17 protein-coding genes are annotated in these 21,857 nt (G+C 74.4%); 10 read left to right on the top strand and 7 right to left on the bottom strand.

What is annotated here, in order from left to right; genetic code table 11:
* Positions 1–53: 53 nt before the first annotated feature.
* Both ACFYUS_RS17135 and ACFYUS_RS17130 read right to left on the bottom strand, forming a co-directional pair.
* Entirely contained in the window at positions 54–842 is a 789-nt protein-coding gene (locus ACFYUS_RS17135; protein ID WP_388851884.1) for a putative hydro-lyase, read from the bottom strand.
* Positions 839–2,119 carry an MFS transporter gene (locus tag ACFYUS_RS17130; RefSeq protein ID WP_388851881.1) on the bottom strand — a complete coding sequence of 427 codons (1,281 nt, stop codon included), beginning with the start codon at positions 2,117–2,119 and terminating at the stop codon, positions 839–841. The genes ACFYUS_RS17135 and ACFYUS_RS17130 overlap by 4 nt, the downstream gene beginning before the upstream one ends.
* Positions 2,120–2,305: 186 nt before the next feature.
* Between ACFYUS_RS17130 and ACFYUS_RS17125 the strand changes: the two genes are divergently transcribed.
* The 5 genes from ACFYUS_RS17125 to ACFYUS_RS17105 all read left to right on the top strand — a co-directional run bounded on the left by ACFYUS_RS17125 (position 2,306) and on the right by ACFYUS_RS17105 (position 10,759).
* A complete protein-coding gene (locus ACFYUS_RS17125) occupies positions 2,306–2,992 on the top strand; it encodes a GntR family transcriptional regulator (protein WP_388852984.1) in 687 nt (228 codons plus the stop codon).
* A gap of 77 nt (positions 2,993–3,069) precedes the next feature.
* On the top strand, positions 3,070–4,614 hold the full coding sequence (locus tag ACFYUS_RS17120) for a hypothetical protein (protein ID WP_388851878.1): 1,545 nt from the start codon (positions 3,070–3,072) through the stop codon (positions 4,612–4,614).
* On the top strand, positions 4,611–5,132 hold the full coding sequence (locus ACFYUS_RS17115; protein WP_388851875.1) for a hypothetical protein: 522 nt from the start codon (positions 4,611–4,613) through the stop codon (positions 5,130–5,132). The genes ACFYUS_RS17120 and ACFYUS_RS17115 overlap by 4 nt, the downstream gene beginning before the upstream one ends.
* On the top strand, positions 5,129–6,031 hold the full coding sequence (locus tag ACFYUS_RS17110) for a hypothetical protein (RefSeq protein WP_388851872.1): 903 nt from the start codon (positions 5,129–5,131) through the stop codon (positions 6,029–6,031). Before ACFYUS_RS17115 ends, ACFYUS_RS17110 begins: the two co-directional genes overlap by 4 nt.
* A 60-nt stretch (positions 6,032–6,091) precedes the next feature.
* Positions 6,092–10,759 carry a hypothetical protein gene (locus ACFYUS_RS17105; protein ID WP_388851869.1) on the top strand — a complete coding sequence of 1,556 codons (4,668 nt, stop codon included), beginning with the start codon at positions 6,092–6,094 and terminating at the stop codon, positions 10,757–10,759.
* Positions 10,760–10,827: 68 nt separating this feature from the next.
* On the opposite strand, the gene ACFYUS_RS17100 is transcribed toward ACFYUS_RS17105, so the two are convergent.
* Entirely contained in the window at positions 10,828–11,196 is a 369-nt protein-coding gene (locus ACFYUS_RS17100) for a hypothetical protein (protein ID WP_388851866.1), read from the bottom strand.
* A gap of 436 nt (positions 11,197–11,632) precedes the next feature.
* Between ACFYUS_RS17100 and ACFYUS_RS17095 the strand changes: the two genes are divergently transcribed.
* Genes ACFYUS_RS17095 through ACFYUS_RS17080 form a run of 4 tightly spaced genes read left to right on the top strand, consistent with a single transcriptional unit; the run spans position 11,633 to position 15,899 of the window.
* Positions 11,633–14,437, top strand: coding sequence for a nitrate- and nitrite sensing domain-containing protein (locus ACFYUS_RS17095; RefSeq protein ID WP_388851863.1), 2,805 nt, complete (start codon positions 11,633–11,635; stop codon positions 14,435–14,437).
* Positions 14,434–14,883, top strand: a complete 450-nt coding sequence (locus tag ACFYUS_RS17090; protein WP_189804304.1) for a roadblock/LC7 domain-containing protein — start codon at positions 14,434–14,436, stop codon at positions 14,881–14,883. The genes ACFYUS_RS17095 and ACFYUS_RS17090 overlap by 4 nt, the downstream gene beginning before the upstream one ends.
* Positions 14,884–14,893: 10 nt before the next feature.
* Complete coding sequence (locus ACFYUS_RS17085) at positions 14,894–15,313, top strand: DUF742 domain-containing protein (protein WP_388851860.1); 420 nt, start codon at positions 14,894–14,896, stop codon at positions 15,311–15,313.
* Positions 15,294–15,899, top strand: a complete 606-nt coding sequence (locus ACFYUS_RS17080) for an ATP/GTP-binding protein (RefSeq protein ID WP_388851857.1) — start codon at positions 15,294–15,296, stop codon at positions 15,897–15,899. Before ACFYUS_RS17085 ends, ACFYUS_RS17080 begins: the two co-directional genes overlap by 20 nt.
* A 42-nt stretch (positions 15,900–15,941) precedes the next feature.
* On the opposite strand, the gene ACFYUS_RS17075 is transcribed toward ACFYUS_RS17080, so the two are convergent.
* From ACFYUS_RS17075 to ACFYUS_RS17065, 3 genes are all read right to left on the bottom strand, one after another.
* Complete coding sequence (locus ACFYUS_RS17075) at positions 15,942–17,174, bottom strand: lipid-transfer protein (RefSeq protein WP_388851854.1); 1,233 nt, start codon at positions 17,172–17,174, stop codon at positions 15,942–15,944.
* A complete protein-coding gene (locus ACFYUS_RS17070; RefSeq protein ID WP_388851851.1) occupies positions 17,126–17,599 on the bottom strand; it encodes a Zn-ribbon domain-containing OB-fold protein in 474 nt (157 codons plus the stop codon). Before ACFYUS_RS17070 ends, ACFYUS_RS17075 begins: the two co-directional genes overlap by 49 nt.
* A 68-nt stretch (positions 17,600–17,667) precedes the next feature.
* Positions 17,668–18,507 (bottom strand): M15 family metallopeptidase, encoded by an 840-nt coding sequence (locus ACFYUS_RS17065; protein WP_388851848.1) that lies wholly within the window; start codon positions 18,505–18,507, stop codon positions 17,668–17,670.
* On the opposite strand from ACFYUS_RS17065, the gene ACFYUS_RS17060 reads away from it, so the two are divergent.
* On the top strand, positions 18,506–19,066 hold the full coding sequence (locus ACFYUS_RS17060) for an NUDIX domain-containing protein (protein WP_388852981.1): 561 nt from the start codon (positions 18,506–18,508) through the stop codon (positions 19,064–19,066). The genes ACFYUS_RS17065 and ACFYUS_RS17060 overlap by 2 nt on opposite strands.
* Positions 19,067–19,304: 238 nt before the next feature.
* On the opposite strand, the gene ACFYUS_RS17055 is transcribed toward ACFYUS_RS17060, so the two are convergent.
* Positions 19,305–21,683: a glycoside hydrolase family 31 protein gene (locus ACFYUS_RS17055; protein ID WP_388851845.1), complete on the bottom strand. Its 2,379-nt coding sequence runs from the start codon at positions 21,681–21,683 to the stop codon at positions 19,305–19,307.
* Between the last annotated feature and the right edge of the window lie 174 nt (positions 21,684–21,857).

Raw genomic sequence — 21,857 nt, 5'->3', positions numbered from 1 at the left:
GCTTCCTCTCCCACCTGGTGGTGCGGTGGTGCTCACGGGTTGTCAGACGCGGTTCAGACGGCGATGCGGTACTGCTCGTCCCGGACGTCGGTGACGAACATCCGGCCGGGGGCGTGGGTGATCGCGAACGGCGGACGCGAGGCCGTCACGGCCGCCTGCGGGGTGACCCCGCAGGCCCAGAAGACCGGCACGTCCCCCGGCTCCGCCTCGACCGCGTCCCCGAAGTCGGGCCGGTCCAGGTCCCGGATGCCGAGCGCCGCCGGATCGCCCGCGTGCACCGGGGCCCCGTGGACGGCGGGCAGCAGACCGCTGATCCGCCGCGCCACCGGGACGAGCCCCGCCGGGACCGGCCGCATCGACACCACCATCGGCCCGTGCAGCCGCCCCGCCGGACGGCAGGCCCGGTCGGTGACGTACATCGAGACGTTCCGTCCCTGCGCGACATGGCGCAGCGGCGCCCCCGCCCCGGCCAGCGCCCCTTCGAAGGTGAAGCTGCAGCCGATCAGGAACGAGACCAGATCGCTCCGCCAGTACGCGCGCACGTCCGCCGGCTCGTCGACGAGCCGCCCGTGCTCCCACACCCGGTAGCTCGGGATGTCCGTCCGCAGATCGGCGTCCGGGGCGAGCGAGGTCGTCCAGGAGCCCGGGTCGGTGACGTCGAGCACGGGACACGGCCGGGGATTGCGGGTGCAGAACAGCAGCACGTCGTACGCCCAGTCCGCGGGCACCGTGATCAGATTGGCCTGCGCGTGGCCCGGGGCCCAGCCGGCCGTCGGCCCCGCCGTCCCGGCCCGTGCACGCGCGCGTGCCTCACGCGGATCGAGAACCACCGTCCCGCTCATACGAGTTCCCTCCCCCGGGTCTCGGGCAGCCCCAGCAGGGCGAGCACGGCCAGGCCGTAGCCGACGGCTCCGAAGACAAGGGCCCCGCCCACGCCCCAGCTCTCGGCGAGGAAGCCGACCAGGGTCGGGAAGACGGCCCCGACCGCGCGGCCCGTGTTGTACGTGAGGCCCTGCCCCGTGCCGCGCACCGCCGTCGGGTACAGCTCCGCGAGGAAGGAGCCGAAGCCGCTGAAGATGGCCGACATGCAGAAGCCGAGCGGGAAGCCGAGCAGCAGGAGCAGGGTGTTCGCCCCGGCCGGGATGTGGGTGTAGGCGAGGACGGACACCGCCGACAGCAGGGCGAAGAGGGCGATGTTCTTCTTCCTCCCGAGCCGGTCGGTGAGGTACCCCCCGGTCAGATAGCCGGTGAAGGCCCCGGAGATCAGCAGGGTCAGATACCCGCCGGTGCCGACCACGGTCAGGCCGCGCTCGCTCTTCAGGAAGGTCGGGACCCAGGTGGCGAGCGTGTAGTAGCCGCCCTGGACGCCGGTCGAGAGCAGGATCGCGAAGAGCGTCGTGCGCAGCAGACCGGGTCCGAACACGGCCCGGAACGAGCCGCGCCCGCCGCCGGCCCGGCGTGCCTCGGTCGCCTGCGGGGCGTCCTCGACGTTCCGCCGTACGTAGACGACGAGGAGCGCGGGCAGCGCGCCGGTCCAGAAGAGGATCCGCCAGGCGAGGTCCGGATCGGCCCACTGGAACACCAGCGTGTACACGAGCACCGCGAGCGCCCACCCGACCGCCCAGGCGCTCTGGACGGCGCCGAGCGTCCGGCCCCGGTGCCGGGCGGAGGCGTACTCGGCCACCAGGATCGCGCCGACGGCCCATTCGCCGCCGAAGCCCAGGCCCTGGAGCGCCCGGAAGACCAGCAGGGTCTCGTAGTCGGGCGCGAAGCCGCAGAGGACGGTGAAGAGCGCGTACGTGACGACCGTGATCATCAGCGCCTTCGTCCGGCCGACGCGGTCGGCGAGGACGCCGGCGAGCGCGCCGCCGACCGCCGAGACGACGAGGGTGACGGTGGTCAGGAGGCCGGTCCGGCCCTTGTCGAGGTCGAAGGCTGCGGCGATCGCCACCATCGACAGGGGGAGGGTGAAGAAGTCGTAGGAATCCAGGGCGTATCCACCGAAAGCGCCGCCGAAGGCGCGCCGGCCGCGCGGACCGAGGCCGCGCAGCCAGGCGAACGCGCCCGTGTCGTCGGGCCGTTCGCCCTGGGAGTGCTGCCGGGTCTGTGTCGTGCTCATCTGCACCTCGCGGGAGTGGGAGGCGTGCCTGAGAGACGTACTGAGGAACCGTGCGGTGCCGTCAAGGTAGAGGATTGTTCAACGATCCGACAAGATGCGTGTTGTCGCCCTCCCGTTTCTGCGGTTGACTCGGCCGCGGACGACGGAAAGGGGTGAGGCGCTGTGGAGCCGAGCGGGGCCGGAGGACTGGTGGACGACCGTGCGCTCCTGGGGCGCACGAGCACGGCGGAGCGGGTCGCGGACATCCTGCGCACCCGGATCGCCGAGGGCTACTTCCCACCCGGAGCACGACTCTCCGAGGAGAGCATCGGCGGCGCCCTCGGTGTGTCCCGCAACACACTCCGCGAGGCGTTCCGGCTCCTCACCCACGAGCGCCTGCTCGTCCACGAGCTCAACCGGGGCGTGTTCGTCCGCGTCCTCGCCGTCGACGACGTGGACGACATCTACCGCACCCGCCGGCTCGTCGAATGCGCCGTCGTACGGGGCCTGGGGCAGCCGCCGTTCGCCGTCGACGGCCTCATCGCCGCCGTCGCCGAGGGCGAGGCCGCGGCCCGCGCCGACGACTGGACGGGCGTCTCCACGGCCAACATCCACTTCCACCGCGAACTCGTCGCCCTCGCGGGCAGCGCCCGCGCCGACGAGCTGATGCGCGGAGTCCTCGCCGAACTCCGCCTCGCCTTCCACGTCGTCGACGACCCGCGCGCGCTCCATGAGCCCTATCTCCGGAGGAACCGGGAGATTCTGGACGCCCTGCGCGCCGGTGAACGGGCCTCGGCGGAGCGGCTCCTCGCCCGCTACCTCGACGACTCCCGCACCCGGGTCGCCGCCGCCTACGCCCAGGCCGTCGACGATCCGGCGGCCCCCGCGGGCTGACCCGGGGGCGCCCCGGGAGGCCGGGCGCATCTGCGCCGTTTCGACCGTTGTCAGGGTGAGGACCTAATCTGTCCACCGTGACTTCGCCTGCCTCGACGGACCTCGCTCCGCCCCAGCTCAGCGCGGGGCCGCGCCCCGCGCAGGGCCCGGCCGCCGACGAAGGGCTCGCGCGGCGCCTCCGCGCGCTCGCGTGCACCGCCCCGCTGCACGACCTCGACGCGCGCAAGGCGAACCTGGCCGGCGAGTACACGGTCTACGCGATGGCCGAAGTGGCCCTCGCCGCGATCGACCTCATCACGCTGAACATGGACTTCGACACCGGCGCCGACCACGAGCAGATCGTCGCCCGCCTGCTGCCCCGCGTCGCCGCCCAGGCCCCCACCCGCCCCGCCGCCGAGCACGAGCGCGTGGCCCGCTGGGTCCTGGAGAACCTGATCAACGTCGGCAGCGTCGACCGCGGCTTCCGCGCCGTCTACGGCACCTTCGGCACCGACGGGGTCTACGTCCGCCGCGACTACGACTTCAAGCTCATCGAAGAGGTCCCCGGCTACGGCGGCGGGGTCTACCTCCGCACCACCGACGAAGCGGTCAACGTCCTCGTCGGAGCCCTCGACACCGACGTCACCAGCGCCCAGATCGCCGCCGAGGTGAAGCTGGAGGTCCTCATCAACCGGGGCCGCCTCGCCGACGCCCAGCTCGCCGCCGAGCAGGCGCGCTACCGGACCGTGCAGTACGCCGAGACCCTCCGCAAGACCCTGGAGGCCACCCGGCGCAACGTCCGCGCCGTCGACTGGCTCCACACCGTCCCCGACATGATCGCCGAGGCGCTCGACCACGTGGCCGACCGCTACCGCCACGAGAACGCGATCCTCACCAACATCCGCAGGGCCCGCGACGAGGCCGAGTCCGCCTCCGACGCGAAGACCGCCGAGCACAAGCGGCGCGCCGCCGAACTGGTCGACATAGTCAAGGACTGCATCCGGCGTCACACCCAGCTGCAGTCGCGCCTCCTGGAGGCCGGGCCGCTCTTCCGCGCCGAACAGGACCGCCAGGCCTTCGCCACGCCCACCGCGTACACCGGCCTCGACCTGTACGGACAGCTGGTCGCCCCCGTCCTGCCGCTCCCCGTCGAAGAGGCCACCCGCGTCACCGACGCCTTCTTCGCCCACGGCACCGGACTGCGCACCCCCGCCTCCGTCCGCCTCGGCGACCTCGTCGACCTGCTCCTCACCCCGCCCGTCGAGCGCGAGCACCTCGGCGCGGAGATGCCCGAGCCCGACCTCATCGCCACCCCCGACGACTCCCGCTTCAGCGAGGAGCAGCTCGCGAGCGCCATGCGCCTGCTCGACCTGGAGCACGACGCCCCGCGCCGCCTCTCCGGCCTGCTCGCCGAGGCCCGCCGCCTCGACCCCGACCTGCCGTACCTCGTCGCCCTCCTCGCCGTCCACGCGGCGAGCCCCCCGGTCGGCACGGCCTACCGCCAGGGCGAGGAGCGCCTCCTCTTCGCCGTCGACGACGGCACCCCGCTCGCCGACCCCGAGTTCGGCGGCGCCGACCTGATCGTCGGTACGGCGCTGCTCGACGCGGTGGGCATGGCCGCGGACCGCACGGAGGGCACGTGACCCTCACTCCCCGGACCCCGGCGCCCGCCGCCGTACCGGAGCGGGAGCCCGTGGCGGAACCGGAGTCCGTACCGGAGCAGACCGCCGAGTCCGCACCGGAGCCGCAGGCCGAGACCGTACGGGAGCCGGCCGCCGAGGCCGCCCCGGAGCCGGCCGCCGACCTCACCGAACCGCATCGGGAAGCCGCCGAGGCCGTCCAGGGTGATCCGGCCGGCCTCCCGCGGCTGCGGGCCGTGCCCGTGGAGCCGCCCACCGGGTCCCGGGGCGACGACGAGAGCACGGCCGGGCCCGCCCCGGCCGCCGCCGGCCGCCCCCGGTTCGGGACCGTGTCGGTGCCGGAGCCGTCACGGGTTCCGCCCGCCCGGCGCCGGGACCTCCCGGCCGTGCGGGCCGTGCGGCTCACGGACGAGCCGCCCGCGCCCGCCGACCGCCCCGCCCCCGCCGCCGTCACCCCCGTCCCCCTGCCCGTACCCCGCGCCGTACCGACCGAGAGCCGTACCGAGGAGCCCCAGCCGTGAGTGAGACCCACGCCGAGTACGCCGACGCGTGGAGCGAGCAGGAGCCCCCGCAGCCCCCGGCCCCCTCCACCGCCTCCGTCGTCACCCCCGCGGACGCCGCCGACGCGGCCCGGCTCGTCTCGTTCGGGCTCCAGCCCAAGCTGCTCCCGGCCCGCGACGCCGAGTACACCGAGCTCCTGCGCCGCTACCGCGAGGACCCCGCCTTCGCGCGCCTCGCCGACGCCGTCGCCACCGGCCTCGGCCTCGTCGTCCTGGAGGTCTCCCCGCGCGCGGGGATGGCCGTCACCGCCGGCGAGGACTCCGTCTTCGCCGTCCGCATGGGCGACTACGCCCGCCGCGCCAACACGGACTCCGCCGACCGCTTCCTGCACGGCCTGGCCCACCTCGCGGTCGCCGCCATGGCCTTCCCCCGCCCCGAGGACCTCGCCGACGACGCGTACATCGGCCGGCTCACGGTCAACGGCGTCGACGCCTTCGTACGCCAGGCCTGTCTGCGCCTGGAGCAGCGCGCCGAGGAGCAGGGCGAGAACACCGACCCGGCCTCCGACGCCCCCGGCCTGGAGGCCGCCTGGCGTATCTACGCCCGCCGCAGCGCCACCGGAGCCACCAAGGACGCCCGCCGACTCGCCGGTTCCACCACCGGCATCGTCGGCAAGGCGGCCGCCTTCCTCACCGACTCCGGCTTCCTCCAGCGCACCGGCGACGAGGGCGGCGGCTCCTACCGCACCACCGCCCGCTACCAGCTCCAGGTCCGCGACATGGCCGGCTCCGCCGCCATGGCCGAGCTCCTCGAACTCGGCGTCGTCCCCGTCAGCGACGGCTCCGCGACCCTCCTCCCGCCGCCCGAGGGCGACGACCTGGAACTCGCCGCCGACGCGGGCCTGCCCTTCCACGCGTAACGCCCCGAGCAACCGACCTTCCTGAGCACGACGAGCACGAGAGCACGAGAGTCCCTCGCCATGTACGAGCTGTCCCGGGTCCGCCTCTACTCCATCGGTCCCGCCGGTGCGCGCTACGCCGACACCGTCCTGGACCTGCGCGGAGTCGGCGCACCCGTGCCCCACCCCGCCCCCACCCAGGCGGAGTTTTTCGAGGAGGAGCCGGTCGGCCCGCCGCGCCGCCCGGCCCCCGCGGGCGTGCTCTTCCTGGAGAACGGCGGCGGCAAGTCCGTCCTCCTCAAGCTGATCTTCTCGGTGATGCTCCCCGGCCACCGCAACACCCTCGGCGGCGCCAGCTCCGGCGTGCTGCGCAAGTTCCTCCTGGCCGACGACTGCGGCCACGTGGCCCTGGAGTGGCAGCACACCCTCACCGGCGAGCTCGTCGTCGTCGGCAAGGCCAGCGAGTGGCGCGGCCGCCAGGTCTCCAACGACCCGCGGAAGTTCGCCGAGGCCTGGTACTCCTTCCGTCCCGGCCCCGGACTCAGCCTGGACAACCTGCCCGTCGCCGAGGCGACCTCCGTCCGCCCGCCCGCCGAGGGCGCCTCCGGCGCGACCGGCCGCCGCCGCACCATGAAGGGCTTCCGCGACGCGCTCACCGAGGCCGGGAAGGCCTATCCGCACCTGGAGGTGGTCTGGGAGGAGATCCACGACCGCTGGAACGAGCACCTCGGCGACCTGGGCCTCGACCCCGAACTCTTCCGCTACCAGCGCGAGATGAACGCCGACGAGGGCGAGGCCGCCGGCCTCTTCGCGGTCAAGAAGGACTCCGACTTCACCGACCTCCTGCTGCGCGCCGTCACCGACACCCGTGACACCGACGGCCTCGCCGACCTCGTCGGCGGCTTCGGCAACAAGCTGGGCCGCCGCGCCGAGCTGACCGCCGAGCGCGACTTCACGGCCGGCTCCGTGGACCTCCTCGGCCGGATCGTCGAATCCGCCGGAACCCGCGCCCACGCGCGCGAGGTGCACGCCGGCGCCGAGCGCCGCACCCGCACGCTCGCCCGCAGGCTCTCCGCCCGCGCCGCCGAGGAGCGCGGCCGCGCCGCCGAGCTCGCCCAGCAGGTCACCTCCGCCGGACACGCCGTCGCCGAGGCCGAGACCGCCCGCGGCCGCAGCTCCCTCATCGCCGCCGAACTCGCCTACCGGCACGCCTCCCTCGCGCTGACCGCCGCCGAGAAGGGCGCCGCCGGCCGGCGCCGCGAACTCACCGACGCCCGCACCCTGCACTCCGCCTGGCAGGCCGCCGAGGCGGTCCTGCGCCACCGGGCCGCGGGCGACCGCTCCGCGCGCGTGGCCGCCGCCATCCGCGAGGCCGAGCGCGACGCGGCCCCCGCCCTGGCCGCCCGCGCCAAGGCCGCCGCCGATCTCGTACGGGCCCTGGCCGCCGCCGCCGAGGAGGGCGAGCGCCACGCGGCGGAGGAGGAGGAACGCTCCACCGCCCTCCAGGACGCGAGCGAGACCGCCCACCGCGACGCCACCTCCGCCGCCACCGAGGCCCAGCGCGCCCGCAGCGAGGCCGGCCACCTGCGCCAGCGGCTCGCCGAGGTCGAACAGGAGACCGCCGAGGCCGTACGGGCGGGCTGGCTCGACGACACCGCGCCCGACGCCGACCCGGCCCGCGCCGCCCTCGCCGCGAGCGACGCCGAGAAGACGACCGTCGCCGCCTGGGACACCGCCCGCGAGGCCGCCCGCACGGCGGCCGAGCGCGCGCGTGAGGCCGCCGGCGCCGAGTCCCGCGCCGAACTCGCCGCCGCCCGCGCCGCGGACGCCGCCGAGGCCGCGGGCAACGCCTACGACGCGGAGCGCCGTGCCGCCGAGTCCCTCGCCTCCGAGGAGCGCCTCGCCGAACTCCTGAGCCTGCCGTCCTCCGGCTCCCCGCTCCAGGACCGGCGCGCCGCGACCCCCTCCGACGCCGACCCCGAGGACGGGACCGACCCGGAGGCCACGCACCAGGGCCCGCTCACCGCCACCGAGTTCGACCGGTACGCCGACGACCTGCGCGGCCTGCTCGACCAGGCCGTCGCCTCCGCCGAGCGCCAGCTCTTCGAGCTGCGCACCGCCGCCGCCGACGACTCCCGCATCCTCGGGGCCCTCGGCGACGGCGGCCTGCTGCCGCCCGGCCCCGACGTCCTCGCCACCGTCGAGTACCTCGGCGAGCACGGCATCCCCGCCCTCCCCGGCTGGCGCTACCTCGCCCAGTCCGTCGACCCCGCCGACCACGCCCGGGTCCTCGCCGCCCGCCCCGAGCTCGTCGACGGCGTGGTGATCACCGACCCCATCTCGTACGGACGCGCGCGCGAGGTCCTCGGCAGCGCCGCCCTGCTGCCCCGCTCCGCCGTCGCCGTCGGCACCGCCGCCGCCCTCCTCGCCCCCGTGCCCGCCCAGGACACGGCCGAGGACACCGGGGTCTTCCTCGTCCCGCCGAACCCGGCCATGCACGACGAGCACGCCGCCGACGAGGAACGGCACGCGCTGCGCGCCCGCGCCGCCGCCCGCGACGAGGAGATCCGCACCCTCGCCGGCCGCCTCGCCGGCGACCGCGCCCTCGCCTCCCGGATCGGCGCCTGGCGCGCCGACTGCCCCTTCGGGATGCTCGCCGAGCTCGCGTCCGCCGCCACCACCGCCCGCGAGGCCGCCGAGGCCGCCGTCGCCACCCTGGAGGAGGCCCGCACGGCCCGTACGGAGGCCGAGGAGGCCGCCGCCGAGGCCGCCCACCTGCGGGACGAGCGCCAGGAGGCCGCCCAGCGCGCCCGCCGGGCCGCCGACGCCCTCGCGGGACTGGCGTTCCGGCTGCGCGAGCGGTCCGCCTGGCAGGCCAAGCTCCGCGAACTCGCCGACGACGCCACCGAGTCCGAGGCCCGCGCCCAGACCTGCCTGGAGCGCGCCCGCGCCGCCGACGAGGACCGCCGCGCCGCCCAGCGCGCCGCCGACGACGCCCACCGCACCGCCCGCGCCCTGCGGGCCGAGCGCGCCGAGATCGCCGGCGCCCCCGAGAACCTCCCCGAGGAGGAGCCGGACGCGCCCCGCACCGCGCTCCCCACCCTCCGCGAGGCCTACCGGGCGGCCTCCCAGGTGTACGAGAAGGTCGGCGTCGGCGCCGACCTGCGCGCCGAACAGGCCCGCGCCGAGAGCGACGAGTCCGCCGCCCTCGCCGAGCTCGACCGCCTCACCAACAAGGTCCGCACCCGCGCCGAACAGCTCCTGGAGTCCACCGACGGCGCCGACGGCCCCTCCCGGCAGGCCGCCGCCGCCCGCGCCGAGGCCCTCGTCCAGATGCTGGAGACCCGCGCATCCGAGGCCAGCGAGAAGCTCGGCCGGCTGCGCGGCGAGGCCGAGCGCCTGGCCCCCGAGGACGGCGAGGCGCACACCGAGCTGCCCGAGGAGCTGGTCCCCGCCGACGCCGAGCGGGCCCAGGCCCTGCTCCGTACCGCCACCACCGAACTCGCCTCCCGCACCGACGCCCTGGAGGCCGCGCGCGCCGCCCACGCCGGACTGCTCCGCGACCACCGGGCCGCCGAGGACGCGGCCGGCGGCTTCGACGAGACCGCGGCCCTGCTGCGGGACCTGCTCCGCGACCACACGGACGAGGAGCGCGAGGAGACCGAGCCGTACGCGGGCACCCTGGAGGAGGCCCGCACGACGGCGGCCGAGGCGCGGCGCGCGCTGCGCGGCTGCACCGCCGAGCTGTCCGCCGCCGACGCCGCCGTGCGCGAGGCGAGCGACATCCTCGTCCGGCACGCCAACTCCACCCGCTACGAGCAGGTCCGCACCCCGGCCCGCCAGCAGATCCGCGAACTCCCGGCCTCCGCGCTCCCGGAGCACGCCGCCAAGTGGGCCGAGGCCTTCGCGCCCCGGCTGCGGGTCCTCACCGACGAGCTGGCGCAGCTGGAGCGCAACCGGGACTCGATCGTGGACCGGCTGCGCGGCCTCGTGGAGTCCTCGCTCGCGACGCTCCGCTCCGCCCAGCGCCTCTCCCGGCTCCCCGAGGGCCTCGGCGAGTGGTCGGGCCAGGAGTTCCTCCGCATCCGCTTCGAGGAGCCCGACCAGGCCACGCTCGCCGAGCGGCTCGGCGAGGTCGTCGACGAGGCGACCCGCGCCGCCGTCAAGAAGAACTCCGACCTGCGGCGCGACGGCATGTCCCTGCTCCTGCGGGGTGTCCAGGCGGCGCTGGAGCCCAAGGGCGTCTCGGTCGAGATCCTCAAGCCGGACGCGGTGCTGCGCGCCGAGCGCGTCCCCGTCGGGCAGATGGGCGACGTCTTCTCCGGCGGCCAGCTGCTCACCGCCGCCATCGCCCTGTACTGCACGATGGCGGCGCTCCGCTCCAACGACCGGGGCCGCGACAAGCACCGGCACGCGGGCACGCTGTTCCTCGACAACCCGATCGGCCGCGCCAACGCCACGTACCTGCTGGAACTCCAGCGGGCCGTGTCGGACGCGCTGGGCGTCCAGCTCCTCTACACGACGGGCCTGTTCGACACGACCGCGCTCGCCGAGTTCCCGCTCGTGATCCGGCTGCGCAACGACGCGGACCTGCGGGCCGGACTGAAGTACATCAGCGTGGAGGAGCACCTGCGTCCCGGGCTGCCGCAGCCGGGCGCGGAGGGGGAGACGATCCACGGCGAGATCAAGGCGACGCGCATGTTCCGCCGCCATCCGTCCGACGGCCCGGTGCCGGCGGGCGACGCGTAGTCCCCGGTCGTGCGACGGTGAGCGGCCCGACCCCCTCGAAAGGGGGCCGGGCCGCTCACCGTCGTTTTTCAGGCCGCTTCGGAGAGCGGCGTCGTCTCCGCCCGGTCCTCGTCGCGCCGCGTCCGGATCGACGGACGCGCCGTGCTGCTCGGCTCCGACACCACGCCGTTGCGCTGACGCCACACCTGACGGGTGATCCAGACGTCGAGGACGCTCCAGGTGGCGACGACGGTCGAGGCCACCGTGGTGACGGTCATCGGAAACGCCAGCCACGCGCCCGCGACCGTGCAGTAGAAGGCCACCACGGCCTGTATGAGCGTCACCGACGTGATCATCACGGCCCGCACGGCGGCGTCGCGCACCGGATCGGGCATCCGCCGTCGGCCCCGCTCGTCCTCCACCCACAACTGACGCGCCGACCGCGCCTCGTGTTCCATTGTCCTGTCACTCCCCACCACTGAACGACTTCAGGGTTGGCTGCCCGTCTTGAGCGCCTTTACGCGGACAGAACCCTCCCCGTACGTATTGACGCACGAGAGAGGCAAAAGGTTTCCCCCGGGGAGGGGGGAACGAGGCCCGCGGCACGGTGGAACGGACAGTTCCAGCCATCCGTGCAGGCAGGAGAAATGGCACACCATCAGGTGTCCTACGCCACAGTGGCCAATCCCAACTCCCGTAATACCGGGACATCTCATGATCAACGCTCACTCGACAGGCTGAAAATCGCTCGGACACGCCTTCGAGATGGCCGTGATGCAGTAGTAGGCTCGCGCCGCCGTTTGTTGAAATTCAATGTTGACGCCGCGTGTTGACGCAGGACGTCACGAACGTGAGGGACCCCCGTGACGCACGGGGGCCGAGCAGGGGGAGGCCATGCGCTTTCGCGGGAAGTCCATCCGCAGGAAGATCGTGGCGTTGCTGCTCGTACCGCTCGTCTCCCTCACCGGACTGTGGGGTTTCGCCACGGTCCTGACCGGCCGCGAGGCCAACCAGCTCCTCGACGTCGGCTACATCGTCGACAAGGTCGGCTACCCCCTGGAGGACACCGCCCGGGTCATCCAGATCGAACGCCGCCAGTCCCTCATCTACCTCGCCGACCCCCGTGGCTCCGACGCCCTCGCCTCCCTGCGCGAGACCCGCCGCGCCACCGACCGGCAGATCGCCCGCATCCGCGCCAACGCCGCCGACCCGGGCGTCCGCGACACCATGCGGCCCGTCACCACCCAGCGGCTCAACTCCCTCCTCGACGCGCTCGACGGCCTCGCCTCGCTGCGCCGCTCCGTCGAGAGCCGCGGCATCGGCCGCATGCAGGCCCTGGAGTTCTACAACCGGCTCGTCGACCCCTGCTACAGCTTCCTCATGACCCTCCACGCCCTCGAGAACGTGGAGATGGACAAGCAGGGCCGTGCCCTCGTCGGCATCACGCGCGCGCGTGAGCTGCTCTCCCGAGAGGACGCCCTCGTCCTCTCCGCGCTTGTCGCGGACCGCGTCACCGCCGAGGAGATCCGCGAGGTGTCCGACCTCGTCGCCAACCGCGAGCAGTTCTACGAGGTCAACCTCGAACTCCTGCCCGCCGCCGAGCGCGAGCACTTCGAGAAGTACTGGCACAGCCCCAGGACCCTGCCGCTGCGCACCGCCGAGAACGCGCTCATCGAAGAGGGCCCCACCGACCACCCGCGCGCCATCACCGCCGAACGGTGGCAGGACCAGGCGAGCCCCGTCCTCGACGACCTGGCCCGGGAGAACACCGCCGCCGGCGACCGCTACCAGGAGCGCGTCCGCCCCGCCGCGTACAGCGTCCTCCTCAAGGTCGGCATCGCCGGCGTCCTCGGCTTCCTCGCCCTCGTCGCCTCGGTCGTCATCTCCCTGCGCATCGGCCGCTCGCTCATCCGCGACCTGCGCCGCCTGCAGAAGGAGGCCCAGGAGGTCTCCGGCGTCCGGCTGCCCAGCGTCATGCGCCGCCTCGCCGCCGGCGAGCAGGTCGACGTCGGGACCGAGGTGCCCCACCTGAAGTACGGGGAGGACGAGGTCGGCCAGGTCGGCCAGGCCCTCAACACCCTCCAGCGCGCCGCCGTCGAGGCCGCCGTCAAGCAGGCCGAACTGCGCCGCGGCGTCTCCGAGGTGTTCGTCAACCTCGCCCGCCGCAACCAGGTCCTGCTCCACCGCCAGCTGACCCTCCTCGACACCATGGAACGGCGCACCGAGGACACCGACGAGCTGGCCGACCTCTTCCGCCTCGACCACCTCACCACCCGCATGCGCCGGCACGCCGAGGGCCTCGTCATCCTGTCCGGCGCCGCCCCCTCCCGCCAGTGGCGCAAGCCCGTCCAGCTCATGGACGTGGTCCGCGCCGCCGTCGCCGAGGTCGAGGACTACGAGCGGATCGAGGTGCGCCGACTGCCCCGCCTCGGCGTGGGCGGCCCCGCCGTCGCGGACCTCACCCACCTCATCGCCGAACTCCTCGAGAACGCCACGGTGTACTCGCCCCCGCACACCGCCGTCCAGGTCCTCGGCGAGCGGGTCGCCAACGGCTTCACCCTGGAGATCCACGACCGCGGCCTCGGCATGACCCCCGACGCCCTGCTCGACTCCAACCTCCGGCTCGCCGAGACCCCCGAGTTCGAGCTCTCCGACACCGACCGGCTCGGCCTCTTCGTCGTCAGCCGGCTCGCCCAGCGCCAGAACGTCCGGGTCTCGCTCCAGACCTCCCCGTACGGAGGGACCACCGCGGTCGTCTTCATCCCGGCCGCGCTGCTCACCGACGCGCCCGAGACCCAGGGCGCCGGATTCCGGCTCGACCGCAAGACCCTGGAGCGCCCGGGCCGCGCCGACGACGCGACCACCGACAGCGGCGCCCTGCCCCTGCGCAGGCCGGCCCTCACGAAGGTCCCCGACGTGGCCGAGGCACCCGGACCGCTGGACGGCCCCGTGGAGCTGGAGGCCCCGCTCGGCACCGAGGACTTCGACGTCCTCCTCGACCGGTCCGCGGACCTCCTCGACAGCGACAGCGAGCGCGGCGGCCTCTTCCGGCCCCGCGACCGCCGCCGCACCGGACTCGCGCCCGCCGGCGAGCAGCACGAGCAGAGCCCGGACCGGACGGCGGGCCGAGGCGAGCAGGACACGCCCGCCGACGGCACGCTCCACGGCCCCGTGCAGCTGCCGCGCCGCCGCACCCCGACGCTCGTCGTGGACCACGGCCGCCGCCTCGACGAGCCGGACGGCGCCCACGCGCGACCCGAGCGCGCGCACCCGCAGGAGCACCGCGCGGACGCCGTGCGGGACGACCGGCGCGGACCCCGGCAGGGCGACCGCCCGGGCCTCCCGCAGGAGGACCTCCGCGGCTCCGGTCCCGTCCTCGTCCCCGTACCACCGGAGGGTCCCGTGCCGCCGGAGACCCCGGACCCGTTCGGCGGCCTGCCCCGCCGCGTCCGCCAGGCCAGCCTCGCGCCCCAGCTGCGCGAGACCGAGGGCCCGGCCGGCCGTACGGGAACCCGCCCCGACGCCCGTACGGGCACCGGAGCGCCGTCCGACGGACCCGACTCCTTCGAGCGCGACGCCGAGGAGGTGCGCACGCGCATGGCCGCCATGCAGCGCGGCTGGCAGCGCGCCCGGCGGGACACCACAGAGCCGGACGACACGACAGCACCAGGAACGACACCCGAGGGGGACGGTCGATGACCGCACCGAACGCCGCAGCACCCAGCACGACCTCCGGACACGGACACGGAAACGGCGAGTTGAACTGGCTCCTCGACGAGCTCGTCCAGCGCGTCGGGTCCATCCGGAAGGCCCTGGTGCTCTCCAGCGACGGACTCCCCACCGGGGCCTCCCAGGAGCTGACCCGTGAGGACGGAGAGCACCTGGCCGCCGTGGCCTCCGGCTTCCACAGCCTGGCCAAGGGCGTCGGCCGCCACTTCGAGGCCGGCAAGGTCCGCCAGACGGTCGTCGAGTTGGAGGACGCCTTCCTCTTCGTCACGGCCGCCGGCGACGGCAGCTGTCTGGCGGTGCTCGCGGACGCCGACTCGGACGTCGGCCAGGTCGCCTACGAGATGACGCTGATGGTGAAGCGGGTCGGGGCCCACCTCACGACGGCTCCCCGGACCGGCCTGCCCTCGGGAGGGTGAGTGGGACGGCATGAGTGACGAAGCCGAGCGGAACCAGCAGGGCCAGACCCCCGGCCCCCACCACTGGTTCGACGACGAGGCCGGGCCGGTGGTCCGTCCGTACGCGATGACCCGCGGCCGGACGAGCGCCGCCACCCGCCACCGCCTCGACCTGATCGCGGTGGTCGTTCCCGAACCCGCCGCCGACGACCCCGGCCGGGACCAGACGCTCTCCCCGGAACACGTGGAGATCGTCGAACGCTGCTCCGAGCAGCCCCTGTCGATCGCCGAGCTCGCCGCCGGACTCGATCTCCCCGTCGGGGTGGTCCGGGTCCTCGTCGGCGACCTCGTCGAGGACGAACTCGTCCATGTGACCCGCCCCGTTCCGCCGGCCGAACTGCCGGACGTGAGCATCCTTCGCGAGGTGATCAATGGCCTTCGGGCGCTCTAGCCGCAAGAAGCCCTACGTCGAGCCGGTGACCCTGAAGATCCTCGTCGCGGGCGGGTTCGGGGTCGGCAAGACGACGCTGGTGGGCGCGGTCAGCGAGATCAGGCCCCTGCGGACCGAGGAGATGCTCAGCGAGGCGGGGCGGCCCGTCGACGACCTGCACGGCGTCGAGACCAAGACCACCACCACGGTCGCCATGGACTTCGGCCGGATCACGCTGCGCGAGGACCTCGTCCTGTACCTCTTCGGCACGCCGGGGCAGGACCGCTTCTGGTTCCTGTGGGACGAGCTGGCCCAGGGAGCCCTGGGCGCGATCGTCCTCGCGGACACCCGCCGCCTGGAGGACAGCTTCGCCGCCATCGACTACTTCGAGCGGCGCGGCATCCCGTTCACGGTGGCCGTCAACTGCTTCGAGGGCGCCCAGCGCTTCCCGGCGGAGAGCGTGCGCGGCGCGCTCGACCTGGACCCCGAGGTGGAGCTGCTGATGTGCGACGCCCGGGACCGCGAGTCCGTGAAGAACGTGCTCGTGGCGGTCGTCCAGCACGCCCTCGTCCTCGCGGACCGGACCCCGTCCGCCGTCACGACCTGACGGCGGACGGGTCGGCGGTGCTCAGCGCGCTGTCGGAAAGGCTCAGCGCACCGCCACCACCGCCGAACCGTGCCCGAACAGGCCCTGGTTCGCGGTGATCCCGACCCGCGCGCCCGGCACCTGGCGGTCGCCCGCCGTGCCGCGCAGCTGCCAGGTCAGCTCGCAGACCTGGGCGATCGCCTGGGCCGGCACCGCCTCCCCGAAGGAGCCGAGCCCGCCGCTGGTGTTGACCGGCAGGCGCCCGCCGAGCGCCGTCACGCCCTCCCGCAGCAGCTTGGCGCCCTCGCCCGGCGCGCAGAGCCCGATGTCCTCGTACCACTCCAGCTCCAGGGCGGTGGACAGGTCGTACACCTCCGCGAGCGACAGGTCCCCGGGCCCGATCCCCGCCTCCTCGTAGGCGGCGCGGGCGATCGAGGCGCGGAAGGTGTGCGGGGCGGGGGAGACGGCCGCCGCCGAGTCCGTCGCGATGTCGGGCAGGTCGAGCACCGCCTTGGGGTACGTGGGGGAGACGGTCGACACCGCCCGGACCCTGACCGGGTCGGGGTGCCCGTGCCGCCGCGCGAACTCCATGCTGGACAGCACGAGCGCGGCGCCCCCGTCCGAGGTGGCGCAGATGTCGAGGAGCCGCAGCGGATCGGCGACGACCGCGGAGGCCGCGACCTCCTCGGCCGTCACGCGCGCGCGGTAGCGGGCCAGCGGATTGAGCGCGCCGGCCGCCGCGTTCTTCACCTTCACCTGGGCGAAGTCCTCGGCCGTGTCGCCGTACAGCGCCATCCTGCGGCGCGCGTAGAGCGCGAAGTACGCCGGGTTGGTCGCCCCGAGCACCCGGAACCGCAGCCAGTCCGGGTCTCCGGGCCGCTCTCCGCCGGCCGGGGCGAAGAACCCCTTCGGCGTCGAGTCCGCGCCGACGACCAGGACCACGTCCGCGAGGCCCGCCAGGATCTGGGCGCGCGCGGTCCCGATGGCCTGGGCGCCCGAGGCGCAGGCGGCGTACACGCTGGTGACCCGCGCCCCCTGCCAGCCGAGGGCCTGGGCGAAGGTCGCCCCCGCCACGTACCCCGGGTATCCGCACCGCATGGTGTCGGCGCCGACGACCGAGCCGACGTCGGACCACTCCAGACCGGCGTCGGCGAGCGCAGCGCGGGCGGCGGCCGTCCCGTACGAGACGAAACTCCTGCCCCACTTGCCCCAGGGGTGCATGCCGGCCCCGAGTACGGCGATGTCGTTCACGACCGCTCCTCCTGTACGCCACGGGCGACCGGCCGCCAGTTCCATGTGGTCCAGACGTGCTCCTCGTCCTCGTTCAGGACCCCGGGCACCACCTCGACCTCCGTCCCGACGGCGAGGTCGGCCGTCGACACACCGGGCGCCGCCTGCCCGAGGACCACCATCGCCTCGGGCGCGAGCTCGACCGCGACGAGGGTGTACGGCTCCCAGGGCGCGTCCGGATCGGAGACGTACGGGGCGGGCGGACGGTACCGGCCGTCGGTGTACGACCAGACCCGGCCGCGCGGCGAGAGCGGGACCTCGGCCAGCTCGCCGCCGCCCGGGCAGCCGGGGTTGCGGCACCAGTCGTCCTCGCGCGGGAAGAAGACCGAGGCACAGGCCGTGCAGCGGGTGCCGAGCAGCCGGAACTCCGCCTCCGGCACGGTGTCGTCGGTGAACCATCCCGGCACCACCGGTCTGCGCGTCCGTGTCATCTCTCCGGCCTCCCGTGATCTGACGAAGCGTCAGAAGTGTGCCATGGGAGGCCGGTGCTGAGAAGGGCTCAGTGCCCGGCCACCGACCTCCGCGCCACCGGGAAGTCGAAGAAGGTCGACGGGAACGGCTCGGGCTTGAACGTGAAGTGCCACCACTCCTCGGGCAGGTTCACGAACCCCTGCTCGGCCAGCGCCCCCCTCAGCAGATCGCGATTGGCCCGCTGCTCGCCCCGGATCCGCGGATCGTCGGTGTGCGAGAGGGTGTCGAAGCAGTCGAAGCCCGTCCCCATGTCCACGGAGTTGTCCGGAAAACGCTCCTCCTGCGGCGCGGAGCACTCCACGAGCTCCTCGCCCGGCACGTACGCGCGCGTGGACACCGCCGGCAGCCGCACGATCGTCAGGTCCACCGTCGAACCCCGGCTGTGCCCGGACTTCTCCGCGATGTACCCGTCCGCGAACAGCCTCGACTTGTCGACGAGCGGATAGAACTCCTTCTTCATCCGCTCGTCCTCCAGGTCCTTCGCCCAGCGCACGAAGTGGTCCACGGCCCGCTGCGGCCGGTAGCAGTCGTACACCTTCAGCGTGTAGCCCCGCGCCAGCAGCCGGACCTGCGCGCGGTGCAGCGCCTCGGCCGCCGGGCGGGTCAGGATGCACAGCGGCTGCCGATAGCCGTCCACCGGCTCGCCGACGAAGTTGTGCGCGGTCGTGTAGCGCATCTCCTGGAGGATCGTCCGGTCCACGGAGCTCAGGGCCACGAACTCCCGCGGCGCCTTGGGCTCCGGAGCGGCCGGGGCCGGGGCCGGGGGAGCGGGCGCGGCGACGGCTCCGGTGACGACACCGGTGACGGCGAGCAGTCCGGCGGCGGTGGTGACGGCGAGCGTACGGAGGGCGTTGGCAAGTCCTGTCATGCGCCCCGTCTACCAGTTCCGGCAGCGCCGGGAAAGAGCGATCGCATACGGTCGGGCCGTGAAGGACACCCACTGCTCCGCCTGCGGCGCCGCCCACCCGCCGGACGCCGGCTGGCCCCGCACCTGCCCGGCCTGCGGCCACACGGCCTACCGCAACCCGCTTCCCGTCGCCGTCGCCCTCCTCCCCGTCACGGACGGATCGGGAACCGGCCTCGTCGTCATCACCCGCACCGTCGAACCCGCGCGGGGCGGGGTCGCGCTGCCCGGCGGCTTCATCGACCACGGCGAGGACTGGCGCACCGCCGTCGTCCGCGAACTCCACGAGGAGACCGGCATCCCGGCCCCGGCCGAACAGGTCCGCCTCGCCGACGCCATGAGCTCCCCGGCCGGCCACCTCCTCCTCTTCGGCCTCCTCCCACCCCGCCCGGCCGACCGGCTCCCGCCGTCCACCCCGACGGACGAGACGAGCGGCCACCACATCCTCAAGGCCCCTGCGGAACTGGCCTTCCCGCTCCACACGGAGGCGGTACGGAGGTGGTTCGACGGGGCCTACGGGTGACCGGCCTCGGGCGCGGGATCCAATCTCCAATATTCGATTACTGGATCGTGGATCCACCCACTGGATCGTGGATCCACTCGGCTGGATCGTGGATCCACCCACTGGATCGTGGATCCACTCGGCTGGATCGTGGATCCACCCACTGGATCGTGGATCCACTCGGCTGGATAGTGGATCCACCTACCGGATCCTGGATCCACCCGTCGGATCGTGGATCCGCCGACCGGATCCACTCCCCTCACAGCCCCCGCACCCGCACCGGCAGCCCCACCTCTTCCATCCCGTCGTCCGTGACGCGCTCCACCACCACCCGGCCGTCCACGAGCCGCGACTGGTACCGCTCGATCGTGGCCGGCTCCCAGCCGTCCCCGGTGTCCCGCACCACGAGCCCGCCACCGGTCCGCCCGGCGGCCGGCGCCCACACCTCCAGGACGAGCTCGTCACCCTCGCCCCGCACGGGGAGGACGGCCCCCGCCCGGGCCAGGACGGGCACCCGGGACAGCGGCGCGTCGAGCAGGACCTGTCCCGGACCCTCGTACGCCCGGCCCGTCGCCGTGTCGTACCAGCGTCCGCGCGGCAGCCGCACCGCCCGCCGGTCCGCGCCCCGGGTCAGGACCGGCGCCACGAGCAGCGCGTCGCCGAGGAGGAACGCGTCCTCGCAGTCGCGCAGCGCCCGGTCCTCCGGCGTCCCCCACCACACCGGACGCACGTACGGAGCGCCCGTCATCCGGGCGAGCCGGGCCAGGGTCGTGAAGTACGGCCGCAGCCGCTCCCGTTCGGCCAGCGCCACGCGCGCGTGCTCCAGGACCTCGGGGCCGAACTCCCACGGCTCGCGCCGCCCCGCGTCGATCGCCGCGTGCGTACGGAAGAGGGGGAGCCACGCGCCCAGCTGGTACCAGCGCAGGAACAGCTCCGGCGACGGACTGCCGTCGAAACCGCCCACGTCCGGCCCCGAGTAGGGCACCCCGCACAGCCCCAGACCCAGGACCAGGGAGAGCGAGGCCCGCAGCCCCGGCCAGCCCGTCGACACGTCGCCGGACCAGGTGCCCCCGTACCGCTGCATGCCCGCCCAGCCGGAGCGCGAGAAGAGGAACGGCCGCTCGTCCGGACGCAGCCGGCGCAGCCCCTCGTACCCGGCGCGGGCCATCGCGAGCCCGTACACGTTGTGCGCCTCCCGGTGGTCGCCGCCCGCGCCCTCCAGCACGTGCCGAGCCGAACGGGGCAGGGTCGGGTCGCCGAAGGGGACGAAGGACACCGGCTCGTTCATGTCGTGCCACACCCCGGCGAAGCCCTGCCGCAGCCGCTCCTCGTACAGACCGCCCCACCACTCCCGTACGGCGGGATCGGTGAAGTCGGGGTAGGCGCACTCGCCGGGCCACACCACCCCGCGCACCTCCTGGCCCCGCGCGTCCTTGACGAAGGCGTCCGCCGCCGACCCGCCGTCGTACACCGGGTCGCCCGGCTCCGCCTTCACCGCCGGGTCCACGATCGACACCAGGCGCACGCCCTGCTCCCGCAGCTCCTCGGCGAGCCCCGGCAGATCGGGGAAGCGCTCCCGGTCGACGGTGAACACCCGGTGCCCGTCGTAGTGGTCGATGTCGAGGTGCACGGCGGACAGCGGCAGTCCCCGCTCCCGGTATCCGGCCACCACCCTGCGCACCTCCCGCGCGCTGCCGAAGCCCCAGCGCGCGTGCTGCGGGCCGAGCGCCCAGGACGGCGGCAGCGCCGGCGCGCCCGTCAGCGCCGCCCAGCCGTGCAGCACGCGCGCGGGGGTGCCGACGACCACCCAGCAGCGCAGCGGCCCGCCCGTCATCCGCACCTCGCTCGTGCCCGGCCGGTCGTGCCCGGACCCGGCTCCCTCCTCGCCCTCGGCGAGAGTGACCCGGCCGTCCCAGGAGTTGTCGTGGAACGCCAGGTGCGTACCGGCGTCCGAGACCACGAACTGGACGGGCATGGTCAGGTAGAGCGGATCGTCCCCGGGGCCGAAACCGCCCTTGGGGTCGGTGTTCCACAGCCGGTACGAGCCGTCCCGCAGGCGCGGCCCCGCCGACCGCCCGCCGAGCCCGAAGAACCGCGCGTCGGCCGGCACCTCGCTGCGCTGCACCCAGCGCGCGGTTCCGGCCGCCACCGCCCCGGAACCGGCGTCCGGATCCGCTATCGGCTCCCACCAGCGCGGCGGCAGGTCCCGGCGGAGCAGCACCCCGCCCGGTGTCCGGAGCTCCACCGCCCCGTGCCGGGAGACCGTCACCGTCACCCGCTCCGACACGATGCGCCAGCCGCCGTCGGTGTCCGGTTCCAGGGAGGCCCGCGGATCCGCGTCGGGGGCCTCGCCGGCCAGGGCGTACGAGGGGAGCGGCCCGGCCCCGTCCCACGCCCAGAACACCGTGCCGCCCGACGACACGCAGATCCGGAGCGAGGACCGGGCGAAGCGGACGGTCCCCCCGCCCGGAGCCGCCTCCGCCTCCACCGCGAGCCCCGGCACCCTGGCCCGCTCCGCCCCCCGGGGCGGCAGCCCCCACGCGTCCGTACGACGACGCCGCCATGCCGACCGCACCGCCCGCAAGCCCTGCGCCGAACCGAACACCTTGATCGAACGCACCAGTTCCCGACCGTTCATGCAGCTCACCCTGCCACTCCCCGGAGGCGGAACAAGCTCCGTTCAGCTGTCGTTCACCCGTGGTGGGAGCACATGTTCAACTACCGGACCATGGGCGGGCAGACCTGGTGCGAAAGACGATCACATGGCATCGTCCTGTCAGCCGCGTCACGCGCACACCCCAGCACGTGCGCG

The sequence above is a fragment of the Streptomyces sp. NPDC004284 genome (assembly GCF_042874035.1).
GTDB lineage: Bacteria > Actinomycetota > Actinomycetes > Streptomycetales > Streptomycetaceae > Streptomyces.
The sequence above is the reverse complement of the archived record's forward strand: the minus strand, read 5'-3'. Positions and strand labels throughout refer to the sequence as shown.

Excerpts from the sequence above, each read along its gene's own strand:
- ACFYUS_RS17080 (WP_388851857.1), top strand. The coding sequence starts at position 15,294 with ATGGCCTTCGGGCGCTCTAGCCGCAAGAAGCCCTACGTCGAGCCGGTG.
- ACFYUS_RS17095 (WP_388851863.1), top strand. The coding sequence starts at position 11,633 with ATGCGCTTTCGCGGGAAGTCCATCCGCAGGAAGATCGTGGCGTTGCTG.
- ACFYUS_RS17100 (WP_388851866.1), bottom strand. The coding sequence starts at position 11,196 with ATGGAACACGAGGCGCGGTCGGCGCGTCAGTTGTGGGTGGAGGACGAG.
- ACFYUS_RS17105 (WP_388851869.1), top strand. The coding sequence starts at position 6,092 with ATGTACGAGCTGTCCCGGGTCCGCCTCTACTCCATCGGTCCCGCCGGT.
- ACFYUS_RS17065 (WP_388851848.1), bottom strand. The coding sequence starts at position 18,507 with ATGACAGGACTTGCCAACGCCCTCCGTACGCTCGCCGTCACCACCGCC.
- ACFYUS_RS17135 (WP_388851884.1), bottom strand. The coding sequence starts at position 842 with ATGAGCGGGACGGTGGTTCTCGATCCGCGTGAGGCACGCGCGCGTGCA.
- ACFYUS_RS17130 (WP_388851881.1), bottom strand. The coding sequence starts at position 2,119 with ATGAGCACGACACAGACCCGGCAGCACTCCCAGGGCGAACGGCCCGAC.
- ACFYUS_RS17060 (WP_388852981.1), top strand. The coding sequence starts at position 18,506 with ATGCGCCCCGTCTACCAGTTCCGGCAGCGCCGGGAAAGAGCGATCGCA.
- ACFYUS_RS17085 (WP_388851860.1), top strand. The coding sequence starts at position 14,894 with ATGAGTGACGAAGCCGAGCGGAACCAGCAGGGCCAGACCCCCGGCCCC.
- ACFYUS_RS17055 (WP_388851845.1), bottom strand. The coding sequence starts at position 21,683 with ATGAACGGTCGGGAACTGGTGCGTTCGATCAAGGTGTTCGGTTCGGCG.
- ACFYUS_RS17070 (WP_388851851.1), bottom strand. The coding sequence starts at position 17,599 with ATGACACGGACGCGCAGACCGGTGGTGCCGGGATGGTTCACCGACGAC.
- ACFYUS_RS17090 (WP_189804304.1), top strand. The coding sequence starts at position 14,434 with ATGACCGCACCGAACGCCGCAGCACCCAGCACGACCTCCGGACACGGA.
- ACFYUS_RS17075 (WP_388851854.1), bottom strand. The coding sequence starts at position 17,174 with ATGGAACTGGCGGCCGGTCGCCCGTGGCGTACAGGAGGAGCGGTCGTG.